General features: G+C 63.6%; 8 protein-coding genes. 2 read left to right on the plus strand and 6 right to left on the minus strand.

Going from position 1 to position 12,957, the window contains the following annotated elements; genetic code table 11:
* Positions 1-723 precede the first annotated feature (723 nt).
* Positions 724-5,175 (minus strand): DEAD/DEAH box helicase, encoded by a 4,452-nt coding sequence (locus tag G3O01_RS31180; RefSeq protein WP_241024409.1) that lies wholly within the window; start codon positions 5,173-5,175, stop codon positions 724-726.
* 247 nt (positions 5,176-5,422) lie between these two features.
* Here G3O01_RS31180 and G3O01_RS45605 point away from each other — a divergent pair, with 247 nt between their 5' ends.
* The gene (locus tag G3O01_RS45605) at positions 5,423-5,551 is read left to right on the plus strand and encodes a hypothetical protein (protein WP_277403063.1); all 129 of its coding nucleotides are present in this window, start codon (positions 5,423-5,425) and stop codon (positions 5,549-5,551) included.
* Between the two features lie 52 nt (positions 5,552-5,603).
* Complete coding sequence (locus tag G3O01_RS31185; RefSeq protein ID WP_205810813.1) at positions 5,604-6,653, plus strand: aldo/keto reductase; 1,050 nt, start codon at positions 5,604-5,606, stop codon at positions 6,651-6,653.
* A 65-nt stretch (positions 6,654-6,718) separates the two neighbouring features.
* Here the strand turns inward: G3O01_RS31185 and pelG are convergent, their stop codons facing one another.
* Genes pelG through G3O01_RS31210 form a run of 5 tightly spaced genes read right to left on the minus strand, consistent with a single transcriptional unit; the run spans position 6,719 to position 12,956 of the window.
* A complete protein-coding gene (pelG, locus tag G3O01_RS31190) occupies positions 6,719-8,089 on the minus strand; it encodes an exopolysaccharide Pel transporter PelG (protein ID WP_205810815.1) in 1,371 nt (456 codons plus the stop codon).
* A 16-nt stretch (positions 8,090-8,105) separates the two neighbouring features.
* The gene (gene pelF / locus G3O01_RS31195; protein WP_205810817.1) at positions 8,106-9,689 is read right to left on the minus strand and encodes a GT4 family glycosyltransferase PelF; all 1,584 of its coding nucleotides are present in this window, start codon (positions 9,687-9,689) and stop codon (positions 8,106-8,108) included.
* A 10-nt stretch (positions 9,690-9,699) separates the two neighbouring features.
* Positions 9,700-10,869, minus strand: a complete 1,170-nt coding sequence (locus G3O01_RS31200; protein ID WP_205810818.1) for a sugar ABC transporter permease — start codon at positions 10,867-10,869, stop codon at positions 9,700-9,702.
* Complete coding sequence (locus tag G3O01_RS31205) at positions 10,856-12,334, minus strand: PelD GGDEF domain-containing protein (RefSeq protein WP_205810820.1); 1,479 nt, start codon at positions 12,332-12,334, stop codon at positions 10,856-10,858. The genes G3O01_RS31200 and G3O01_RS31205 overlap by 14 nt, the downstream gene beginning before the upstream one ends.
* A gap of 58 nt (positions 12,335-12,392) precedes the next feature.
* On the minus strand, positions 12,393-12,956 hold the full coding sequence (locus G3O01_RS31210; RefSeq protein ID WP_205810821.1) for a penicillin-binding protein activator LpoB: 564 nt from the start codon (positions 12,954-12,956) through the stop codon (positions 12,393-12,395).
* Between the last annotated feature and the right edge of the window lies 1 nt (position 12,957).

The raw sequence follows: 12,957 nt of genomic DNA on the forward strand, positions 1-12,957 counted from the left end.
CCTGGGTTGCCCCTGTGCGGGGCGGCACTTACTTTCTTTGCCGCCGCAAAGAAAGTAAGCAAAGAAAGCGGGCTAACACCGCCCGTTCTTGACCTCCGCCTGAGGGCCCCCAACGGGTCCTCTCCTTCATGCGGCGTCGCTCTTTTCGACGCCCGTTGCCAACGCTCTTATTGAGCGCCTCACCCGCTTCATGCTCCCGCGTCGCGGTTCACGCGATCAGATTGCCCACGTTCTATAGCGGCAAACTGTGTGTAGGCTTTCGCGGCTTATGCGCTCCACTCTGGACTGAAAACCAAAGTTACGGCCCGAAAGCACGATCGGTGTCGTAAGAGCGCTGACGTGTGAAGCACTACGACCTACACACAGTTTGCCACCTGGGCGGCATTAACCGTTCGCTGCCGCTGGCTGCGTTACGGGTGATTGAAGCGGGTGAGGCGTTGATTCGAAGCGTTGGCAACGGGCATTGAATGGCAGAACGCCGTTTGAAGTGGAGGAACTGTTGGAGGCCCTCAGGCGGTGGTCAGGAACGGGCGGTGTTAGCCCGCTTTCTTTGCTTACTTTCTTTGCGGCGGCAAAGAAAGTAAGTGCCGCCCCGCACAGGGGCAACGCGTGAAGCACCAGTAACAAAACGCGGATGCCAGCGAAAGCACAAGCAAACCAAACCAAACCAAACCAGCAAGACAAACCAAACCCACATGCAGCCCCGCAAAAAGGGCACCCCTATCACCGCCGAGCCAACCGAACCCGCATCAACTCCCTGGCCTCGCCAACCACATCCTCTGGCAGATGAAATTCACCCGCAACGAGCGCCGCAACCGGCACCCCATCGCGATACAGCACACGATTCCCCGTGACAGCGGGCACCTTGTCACCCGGCAACAGCGTGCCGACGACATTCAGCGGATCACTACCAGCAACGCACACCAACGCACCATCACCCGCATGACGGCGCACTTCGCGCAATAAAGGAATCGCCTCAGGCAGCGCGAACTGCTCGCCCGCAAGCCCATTGACGAAACGCCCACCGCGCACCTGGCCGCGCGCCTCGAGCCGCTGATACACCCGCAGCAGATCGCGCCACGGCGGCAGCCATTCCGCTTCGCGTTCGAGCAACCGCCAGAACACGACGCCATAGCGTCTTAACAGCGCCATCGCAACATGCTCGATCACCTCGGGCGGGGACGATGGCGAGCGACGCAAAGGCTGGGCATGGTCTTCCGGCAGCGAAGCAGAGGGCCGCCGCAACAGCGCCCAGCGTCCCGCATCATCCATCCCGCCGATCAGCGCCCCCGCGCCGCGAGGTCGACGGCTCGGAAAATACGACGCGTTGCGCTTCGCAACAGGCTTCAGTAACGCACGCAACCCGGCGAAGCTGTCCGAATTGACGAGCCCCGCCGCGACCAGTTCGCCGAGTGCGTTTTCCAGTTCGACACGCAGCAGATGCACATCGCCCGAGAGTTCATCGAAGAACATCGCGCCGTGCTGCGTCAGCGCATCGAACACGAGTTGCGCCTTCGACGACAACTCCGGCTGCTTCGACATATCGAGCAGTGCCGTCCATACAGGCAGCGCGCGGCGCGGCAACAGCACGATAGGCGTGCTGCGCACCGGCCCGCTCGCGCCGCGTGCACGATCGGTGAGCCGCATCCAGACGATCTTGCCCGCTCGGCTCAGTTCATCGAGCGACATGATCGAATAGTCCTTCAGCCGCGCCGGCAGGATGTCTTCTTCCCAGGCGCTCGCCGCCGCCTGAAAACCTTCGAGCTGATCGAGCACGGCGGCGAGCGCGTCGCGTCCTTCGGCGCGCGTGTCAGGTGTGAGGTGCTGCCACTCGAACAGAAAGCGCATGAAATCGTGCCGCTCGACAGGCTCGATCTCGCGCCGCAGGCGCCGCACCGTATATCGATGGATGCGCGCGAGCAGATGCCGTTCGCACCATTCTTCGTCGGTTGCACCCGGTGTGAAGCGGCCGCGCATCACGTAGCCTTCTGCTTCGAGCCGCGTGAGCGCAAGCGCGACAACGGAGGCGGGTAGCGCCAGCGCGCGTGCAATCACCGAAAGCGGCAGCGGCCCGAAACCCGTCAGCCGCGCGCGTACCACGTCGACGAGCGCGTCGTCTTCCGTCCAGGCTTCGTCGAAACCTTTCGGCGCGCGCAGCGCCGGTTCTATTTCCGCATGCGGATAGATCGCGCGCAGGCACGTCAGGCGCTCGGCGGGCAGCCATAGCGCGTCGTGCTGCGCGATCTGCATGCGTGTGGCGTGGCCCGTTTTCGCCAGTTGTGCAAGCCACGCGGGCCAGCCTTCGTTGCGCTGCGCCTCGGCTTCCGTGATGCACGCGAGCCCCATCAGCGCCTCGTGCATCTCGTCGGTGTTGCGCACTTGCGGCCATGCTTCTTCGCCGACGCCTGCAATTGCGTCGGCATCGAGTGCGCCGAGATCGTCGGCGGATTCGGGGCCGTTCGTGTAGCGGCGGTTCAGCACCGCTTGCGTGCGGCGCTCTTCGATTGGTGCGTCGTCGAGAAACGCGTAGGGCTTGGCCGTGAGAATTTCCGCGGCGAGCGGCGAGGGCGCGGGCAGATCGCGCGACACCAGCGCGATGTCGCCGCTCTCGATTCGCCGCAGCAATGCGAGCCACGCGTCGGTGTCCATCGCTTCGTGCAGGCAGTCGTCGAGCGTCTGGTCGACGAGCGGATGACTCGGCAACTCGCGCTCGCCAACGATGTTCTCGAGACATGCCGCCTGATCGGGAAACACGGTCGCGAGCAGATCGTCGCTGCGCATGCGCTGCAACGGCGGCGGCGTTTTGCGGCCGCCCGTGTAGCGCGGCAACGCGAGCGCCGTGGTCGCGTTCCAGCGCCAGCGCACACCGAACAGCGGCGCGTCGAGCAGCGCCTGAACCAGCACGTGTTCGGCGGTCGCCGGGCGCAGATAACGCCACACTTCATCGAGCGCGAAGCTGTGCGCGCCCGTCAGCGACAGCACGATCGCGTCTTCCGTCGCGGCGGCCTGTAACTCGAAGTTGAAGGTGCGGCAAAAACGCTTGCGCAGCGCAAGGCCCCACGCGCGATTCACACGGCTGCCGTACGGCGTGTGAATCACGAGCTGCGTGCCGCCTGACTCATCGAAGAAGCGCTCCATGACAAGCGTGTCTTGCGTCGGCAGCGCGCCGAGCGTCTGGCGGGCGCGCGCCAGATATTCGACGATCTGTCGCGCGGCCGCTTCGGGTACAAGTGTTTGTTCGACGAGCCACGCGATGGCGGGTTCGAGATCGAGCGTGGTCTTGGCCTGCTGTTCTTCCAGCGTGACTACGCTGTCGTGCGGGTCGGCGAATGCATCGGCGTCCGAAGCGACCTGCGTGACGATTCGCTGCCCGATTTCCGCGCGCAACCGCGCGACGCCCATCGACAACTCGTCGCTGCGCCCCGGCGCTTCGCCGAGCCAGAACGGAATGTTCGGCGGTTGACCTTGCGCATCTTCGACGCGCACACGGCCGCTCTCGACACGCATGATCCGGTACGAGGCGTTGCCGAGCTGGAACACGTCGCCCGCGAGGCTTTCAACGGCGAAGTCTTCGTTGACGGTGCCGATATTGAGCCCTTGCGGTTCGAGAATCACCGCGTAGTCGGCATTCTCGGGAATCGTCCCGCCCGACGTCACCGCATACAGCTGCGCGCCGCGCCGTCCGCGTAGCGTGCCGTTCACCGCGTCACGATGCACATAAGCCGCGCGCGGTCCGTGGCGGCTCGTATAGCCTTCGGCAAGCATGCGCAGCACGGCATCGTATTGCTCGCGTTCGAGCGATGCATACGGCGCGGCGTGGCGGAAGCGCTCGAACAACGCGTCCTCGCTCCATTCGGCATTGCAGACTTCAGCGACGATCTGCTGCGCAAGCACGTCGAGCGGCGCGCGCGGAATGTGCAGCATGTCGAGTTCGCCGCGCCGCACGCAATCGAGCAATGCCGCGCATTCGATCAGATCGTCGCGCGACGAAGGAAAAAGCCTTCCCTTCGGCATGCCGCCCACATGATGGCCCGAGCGTCCCACACGTTGCAGAAACGGCGCGATCGCGCGCGGCGAACCCATCTGGCAGACGAGATCGACGTCGCCGATATCGATGCCCAACTCCAGCGACGCCGTCGCGATCAGCACGCGCAGTTCGCCACGCTTCAGGCGTTGTTCGGCGTCGAAACGCTGCTCTTTGGCAAGGCTGCCGTGGTGCGCGGCACCCGCGTCCTTGCCGAGGCGCTCAGTCAGATGCCGCGCGACGCGCTCGGCCATGCGCCGCGTGTTGACGAACACGAGCGTCGTGCGATGCTGTGCGACCAGTTCAGCGAGCCGGTTATAGACGAGTTCCCACGCTTCGTTCGACATCACCGCTTCGAGCGGCACGGGCGGAATCTCCAGCGCGAGATCGCGCTCCCGTACATGGCCGACATCGACGATCGCGCAATCGGCGGGCTCGCTGCTGTCGATACTCGCGCCGCCAACCAGAAAACGCGCGACGGCCTCGATCGGCTTTTGCGTCGCCGATAGCCCGATACGCGGCAAACGTCGTCCGCACAACGCGTCGAGCCGTTCGAGCGACAGGGAAAGATGACTGCCGCGTTTGCCGCCCGCCATCGCGTGGATTTCATCGACGATCACGGTGCGCACCGTCGCGAGCATCTTGCGGCCCGATGCGGATCCGAGCAGCACGTACAGCGATTCGGGTGTCGTGACGAGAATGTGCGGTGCTCGCTTTTTCAGCGCGTTGCGCTCCTGTTGCGTGGTGTCGCCCGTGCGCACGGCGGTGCGGATTTCGGGCACGGGCAGACCGCTTGCGGCCAGCTCGTTCGCGATGCCTTCGAGCGGCGTTTGCAGGTTGATGCGGATATCGTTCGACAGCGCCTTGAGCGGCGACACGTAGACCACCAGCGTTTCGTCGGGCAGCGTGCCGCCGTGCGCGAGGCCGTCGCGCACGAGTTCGTCGAGCGCGGCGAGAAAGGCGGTCAGCGTCTTGCCCGAGCCTGTCGGCGCGGCGACGAGCGTGTGCCGGCCGCTGCGGATCAACGGCCAGGCGGCCGCTTGCGCGTCGGTGGGCGCGGGAAAGGTCTTCCGGAACCAGCCCGCGACGGCGGGATGGAACTCGGCCAGTGGATCGGCCTTTCCGATGGCGGCGGTGGAAGCGGGAGTCATGGCGTCGAAGGTGGGGGCGGGGCGCGGCATATCCAGTGCGCAGCGCGCTCGCTCCCGCGAAAAACGGTAGACCGGCTCAGTCTCGCAGGTTTCGCGGCGTCTTGCTGAGTTTGATTCTGCATGGATAGGCAGTTGATCGTACAACGCAACTACCGGTCATCAACAGTCAAACACGCCTGCACTACCGATAGCGTTGATCCAATACACACCGATCATCCATGCGAGCAATGAGCGGTGCCTGTACCACATGACGGAAACAGTGTTTGAAATCGCGATGAAAGGATGCCCGAAATACATCCAACCAATCGATGCTGCAACGCAAGACGAAGCCACCGGCGCGCAATGGCAGAGCACCAGCAGCATCCGCACGCATTGAGTATGCTGATCAACCCAGCAGCGCTTCCTCACCCAACGTGGAGTCTCGAACCATGCGATACAACCAGCTTGGCCGCACTGGCGTTTTCGTGTCGGAACTGTGCCTCGGCACGATGACCTTCGGCGGCACGGGTGGCATCTGGCAGCATATCGGCGACCTGCAGCAGAACGACGCCGAACGTCTGATTGGCCGCGCGATCGACGCGGGCATCAACTTCATCGATACCGCCGACGTTTATTCTTCCGGTCTCTCCGAGCAGATCACCGGCCAGGCGCTGAAGAACCTCAAAGTGCCGCGCGACAGCGTGGTCGTCGCCACCAAGGTGTTCGGTCAGACGGGCGATTTCGCGAACGCGCGCGGCGCATCGCGCTATCACATCATGGACGGCATCAAGGCGAGCTTGCAGCGCATGCAACTCGATCACGTGGACCTGTATCAGATCCACGGCTTCGATCCCGTCACACCGATCGAAGAAACGCTGCGTGCGCTCGATACGCTCGTGCAGCACGGCCATGTGCGCTATATCGGCGTATCGAACTGGGCTGCGTGGCAGATCGCGAAGGCGCTCGGCATTTCGGAGCGTCTCGGCCTCGCGCGTTTCGATACGTTGCAGGCGTATTACACGATCGCGGGCCGCGACCTCGAACGCGAACTCATGCCGATGCTCAGGAGCGAAGGGCTCGGCCTGATGGTGTGGAGCCCGCTCGCGGGCGGCCTCTTGAGCGGCAAATACAAACGCGACCGGCAAGGCGAAGCCGGCGATCGCCGTACCACATTCGATTTCCCGCCCGTCAACCGCGAGCGCGCATTCGATTGCGTCGATGTGATGCGCGCGATTGCGGAAGCGAAGGGCGTGTCGGTCGCGCAGATCGCGCTGGCGTGGCTGCTGCATCAACGCTCGGTGATGAGCGTGATCGTCGGCGCGAAGCGGGTCGAGCAACTCGATGACAATATCGCGGCCACGAAGGTGGAACTGAATGCGGACGATCTCGCGAAACTCGATGAAGTGAGCCGTTTGCCGTCCGAGTATCCGGGCTGGATGCTGGAGCGGCAGGGCGATCCGCGGCGTCAGCAGATTGCGGGAACGCGCTTTGGCGAATAAGAAGGAACAGCCGGTGTGAAACGAAGCGGCGCGCATTTCGATGCGCGCCGTTTTCGCATGCATGTTCACTGCAACATGAACGTCTCATACTCCAGCGAATCGAGCTTGCGATCGAGCAGATAGAGACTCGCCAGCACGACCAGAAGCAGCGAGCCTGCAAATCCATATCCGTAGTACGCAGGATTCAGCGACAACGTGATCGCCGTCAACACCACGTTCGACACCACGAACGAGCCCACCAGAAACAGCACGATCTTGCGCTTGTCGAGATAGAAGAACACGTTGATCGTGCCCATGAACACGACCTGCATGCTGGCCGCAATCACATCGATATACAGCAGCGGCAGATACAGCGTCGAAATCTGCAGCCAGTTCAGCAGGATCGTGCCTGCCGCGAACAGCATCATTGCGGCGATGGCCTGCACCTTCATGATTTCCCAGATGCCGTTGCGCAAGGCCTCGACCATCGCATTGCGCATGCGTTCGATATGCTGCAACGACGCGCCTTCGCGCACGGCGTCGTAGAACGCGTCGTAGTATTCGACGAAGTCCGTTTCGATGCGCATCAAAAACACGGCCATGCCTGGAATAATCGCGAGATACGCGAGAAACACAGGGATGTCATAGATGATCGACGCGCGCAGCGGACCGATCACCGGCTGCCCGGTGCCTGGCGAATACCAGAACATGAACTTGTCGGCCCAGATGCCGAGGTTGTACAGAAAGCCCGTCAGCATCAGCGAAGGGTAGCGATACCGCTTGCGGAACATTTCGAACGAGATGAAATGATCGCTGGTGTAATCGCGGTAGATCAACGCGAGCAGGCCCAGCAACAGCACCGTCTGTCCGATCACGAAGCCCGACAGAAGACCCGTCAGCCCGTAGCGGTTCAGCGAGAGCGCCGCTATCGTCGTCACCGAATAACCAATGAAGAACACGACGATGATCGACATGTATTGCTTCATGCCCGACAGAAAAATCGTCGCGATCCAGATGTTGCCCATCACGATGAAGCCCGCGAGCATCAGCAAGCGATACGCGGCGGTCTGCTGCGGAAACAGGAACACAATGGCCAGCCCGCCGAGCACCGTCGAAGCAGCCGTGACGATGAACATCACCGCATGAAAATTCGGCAGCACGAGATCGCGCCGCTTCTCGAACAGGCGGTCGGACGTAAAGCGCGTGTACGCAAGCTGCAACGGCCCGGTCAATACGAGCGACAACGAAATCAGATACGTGACCGACACCTGAAACTGCGTGATCAGGCCAGTGGGCAACACGAACGGAATGCTGAGCACGCCGATCAGCAGAATGCCGACGATCGACAGCACCCACGGTCCCGCGCCAATCAGACCCGCGTACGTATAGGCCTGCATCAGCCCCAGCAGCGTGTTGCGCCGGAGCATCTTGCGCAGTTCGAAACCAATCCCTGCCATGGTTGCGTGCTCCCGTTCAGTGCGGCGTTGGCATCAGATCGGCTTCCGATGCGGGTGGATCGACGAGATCGGCTTGCGTGGTGAGCCGCGCATACAGATCGCGATACGAGCCGACCATCTGGTCCTGGGTGTAAAAGCGTTCGACGCGCGCAATGCCCGCCTGTTGCGCGCTGTGCCAGTTGTTTTCATCGAGCAGATCGAGCGCGGCTTCGGCGAGCGCGCGTGGATCCGCAATCTGCACGACGCGGCCCGCTGCGCCGAGCGCCGCATCGTCGCCATCCAGACCGTAGATCAACTGACGGCACGAGCCGACATCCGTCGTCACCGACGGCACGCCCGCCGCGAACCCTTCGAGCACGACGAGCGGCAGCGCTTCCGAAATCGAACTGAGCACCAGCACGCCGCATTTCGGCAGCAGTTCGTCGATCTTCTGGAAGCCGAGAAACTTCACCTTGTCCTGCAAGCCGAGACTTTCCACCAACGCATGACATTCGGCCGCATACGAAGGATCTTCGTTCTCCGGCCCGGCAATCCACGCTTCGGCTTCGGGCATGCGGCGCACGACGGTCAGCATCGCGCGGATGAACGTCTTGATGTCCTTGATGGGCACCACGCGGCCAATCAGGCACAACGTCTTCGGCACGCCAGGAGCACGCTGCGTGCGCAGCGGAGCGAGCTTCGGCAGATTCACGCCATTTGGAATGTTGGACGTTTTCGCTTCGGGCGCACCGTCGATAATCTGCCGGCGTCGATTGCCTTCATACAGCGCGATGATGTCTTCGGCCGCGTCGTAGCACACATGCCCAAGCGTTTCGAAGAAGCGCACCCAAAGATCGCGGAAATAGCCGATCTGCGACACGTCGCGCTCGAAGATGCTGCGGTTGTCGCGGATCCATTCGCTCTGGAACAGATCGATCTTGCGTTCCTTCGTATAGATGCCGTGTTCCGACACGAGCAGCGGCCGCGCGTGGCGATAGCGCGCCAGCGCGCCGAGAAAGCCCGCATAACCCGTCGACACCGTATGGAACATCTTCACGCGCGGCAGCCCTTCGGAAATCTTCGCGAGCTGCCACAGCGGCTTGTGCATGATGCGCACAGTCCAGAAGTAATCGACAAACGATGGGTCCGTGCAGAACTGCCGGTACTGTTCGGTCAGATACTGCCAGGCTTCCTTCGAATAGAGAAACGCGTCTTCGCCCAAGGCGCCGCCCGGGCGCAAATCCTTCAACATGTCCTTGAGCATGCGGCCCGCCGCGTGGCGCATGGCGGGGTTACGCAGCGACTCGTGCAGATCCGCCGAGCGCATGAACGCGGACGAATCGCCGCGCTGTTTTTGCACCAGCGGCGGCGGCGCGAAATCGTACAGATAGTGATTCTCCAGATGCACGACGTTGTCGGGCAACGCGTACTGCATCTTCGGATAATCCTGCGGACGGCTGCCAAGAAAACACAGCGCGAACGAATACTCGGGAAACGCACGGATGATCTGGTTGACCCAGCTCGACACGCCGCCGCTCACATACGGGAATGTGCCTTCGAGCAGCAGGGCGATGTCAGCGGATTCCGCGTGCGGCAATGAGGGCGTTTTCGGTGAGAACATGAGGGCGGCCTCAGATAGAGCGAGGCTGCGCGGCGCCCGGGCCGCGCGGCTTCCAGAAATCGAGCACGGCGGACAGCGTCGGCGTGGCCGCGCGGCTGTCCATTTCGGCGAGCAGTTTGCGCACGCGCGCAAAATCGCGGCGCAGGTAAGCGGTTTCGGCGAGGTAGGGCAACATGCGTTCGCGCGGGAAGCCGCAATCGATCGCGCGTTGCAGCATCATGTCCGCGCCGTCGAGATCGGCTCGCGCGATCGCGAGGCGTCCACGCAGACGCCACAGCGCCGCGTCCTTCGGATCGTGTTCGAGCGCGGCGGCGGCGAAGCCGTCGGCCTGATCGGCGGCATTGCGGTACACGTCGCCCGTCACGAGGTTTTCGTAGATCAGTTCGCTATACAGCTGCGCCAGCGTGCGGTTCGCGCGTGCACGTTCCGCGTCGCTCAGATCGGGATTCAGCTTCGTATCGAGCTTCGGGCGTTCGACGAGAATCTGCTGCGTGAGCACTTTCTCGCGGTTGTCGAGAATGCCGTATGCAAGCAGGCGGATATCGTCGAGCGGATCGGCGAGCATGCCTTGCAACAGCGGCGAGACGGTGCGCGCGGGCATCGATTGCATCGCGAGCAGGGCGGTCATCCGGAACGAGGTGCCCGCTTCCGAGTTCTGCAATTCCGCTTTCAGCCGTGCGCCGCGTCCATATGACACGGTGCCGATCAGGTTCGCCGCGAACTCCGGTTCCTCGACGAGCACGACCGGCAACTGAGCGCGCGGCCGTGGCAGCACGGCGGCAATCGCGAGCGCGCCGATCGTGCAGAGAATCCCGCCGACGGGCACCGCGAAGTTCAGAAACCACAGCGATACGAGCAGTCCAACGTGCGGCCGCCGGTAGCGCACAGGCATCAGCGCTGTCAGACCGAGCGATGTGGCGAGCGCCGCGCAAGCCTGCACGAGCAGGCACAGCAGCAGCGTTTGCGTGTTCAGATGCGCGGCGGCGTGCAGCGCCGCGACATCGATATCGACGAGTCCGCCGAGCCATTCAGCCGACGTGTCCGGCGCGCTGCGCGTGGCGATCACGAAGACCACGAACTGCAGCAACAGGCCGAGGCCAACCAGCAGCACACCCGCCAACGTAACGAGTGGCCGGGTGGGTTGCCGGCGAGCGGCCGTGGCGTCGTCAGAAGCGGACATCGCAGCGCTCCAGCAAACGCCGCAATGCGGCGATCGGCTCGTCGGCGGGCACGGACATCGAATGAACGGCCACGCGCGCGGCTTCGAAATCGACGCCGTATTGCGCGCGCAGGTTCTCTTCGATCCGCAGCAGATAACCATCCACAGCGCTATCGCCCGACAGCGGCATCAGCGTGAGCACCACGCGATGCCGCTCGTCGCGCAACGGCCACTGCACGTCGAGCGCGCGGCGTGTGCGCAGCACGTGGTCGAACAGCGTCGTGCTGCGTTCGTCGGTATGAAACACCAGCGCGACGATCGACGACGTCACCTGCGTATCGCGCTTCAGATGCACGAGCCGCGCATAGTCGAGCGCGAACGTGTGCGGACAGGTCGGGAAGGCGCTCAACGTGTCGCGCGTGACGACGGCATGCTGCACGCCGTCCGCGTAGAAGTTGCACAACACCAGCAGGAACTGCAGGTTGTCGCGCGTGAGCGCAAGGAACGGCATGCGCTCGACGGCGAGCACGCCCACGGGATTCTTCTGCGCGTCGATCAGCGGCACGACAGCGACATAGCGGCTTGCCGACACGTCCTGATTCGCTTTCGATTCGACATGCACCAGCGTGCGCGTTTCGAGCGCTTCGCGCACCAGGGGATCGTCGGGCTCGAAGGCGGACGGCGCGCCGATCGATGCCGCCACGGCTGTCGCCGGCTTGCTGCCGCGCCACGCATGCACGCTCGCGCTTTCTATCTGACACGCTTGCGCGGCTGCATCGAGAAACTGCTGCGCACCTCGCAGATCGACCGCGCCGTGCTGCGCGTCGGTCGGTGTCTGATTCAGAATCACCGTGCGCAGACGCGCGAGCGAATCGCGCAAGGTAGCGGGGCGGCCGAGCAGATCCTGTTCGAGCCGTTCATGCGAGATGCGCAGCATGAACTGGTTGCGTGTGAGGATCGACAGGCGTTCGGCGAGATAGTCGTTGGCAATGCGGCCTTGCCGCAGACGCGTGATCCAGATGTCGCCGAATTGCCCGCACAGCATCGTGATGACGAAGCCGCCGAGAAAGAAGCTCACAGGAAAGAGCCGCGTATGCGGCGTTTCCATCAGCGCATGCGCGAACGACGCGGGCGCGGATACGCCGCTATACCCGGGGTAAATTGCATACCACGCACCCAGCAGGATCAGCCCGGAGAACACGCCCGCAATCGTTCCGTAGCGCAGCGCGATCACGAGTGGCACGATCCAGATCCAGCCGAAGCCGGTTTGCACCAGCAGCGGATCGGTGTGATCGAAGGCCCAGCAGATCGCCACGGCCACGAGCGTCGCGACGATCGTCTCGAGCGCGGCAATCAGGCGGCGGTGCGTGGAGCCGCGCGGCGGCGCAATCACGCGCGCCCACCAGGAGCCCGCGCCGACGCTTTGCGCCTGACGGCGCCGGTGCCGCCCGCGCGCCGCGGAGTGTTCGTTAGCCTGCGTGTTCATGGCGTTCGCCTTAAATCGAACCCAGCTTCGATGATAGTCATGCGGAGCGGGGCGTGCTTCACTGCGCGAGCGGCTTGAGCAGGTCGCGCTCCAGCTTCTGCGCAACGCCCGACACGGCATCGCGGCTCCAGCCGGTGCGGCTGCCCGTGCCCGTCCATACGACCTTGCCCGTCTGCACATCGATCACGTCGAAGGTGAGGCCAACGGCCGGCTCGCCGTCCACGCCGACCTTGTAGCGCCATTCGTTGACGGCGCCTGACAGCGCATAGCGCGCGTTCTGCTGGCGCGCCCAGTTCAGCGCATTCTGCTGCGCATCGGGCCTGGCGGCATCGAACAGCGTTTCGTCGTCGGCGCTCGCGGGGTAGCGCGACAGATTCGTATAGCCGTACGACGCGAGCAGGCTTTGCGCAATCGATGCCGCGCGCTGGCCCGCCTGCGGCGTTTCGGTGTTGTTCGCGATCGGCAGGATCGCGACGCTGTCGCTTTTCGCGATCGCGGGCGGCGCACTGCGGTCGACGACCGCGCAGCCCGCGAGCGTGAGCGCCATCAGCGCAACCGCCGATGCCGATACGGATGCAAGCGCCGCCGCCGCGCGTACGCGAATGTTCCTGTTGTGGTCCATG

Origin of the sequence: Burkholderia sp. Ac-20365, assembly GCF_017104715.1 — a bacterium.
Taxonomy (GTDB): Bacteria; Pseudomonadota; Gammaproteobacteria; order Burkholderiales; family Burkholderiaceae; genus Paraburkholderia.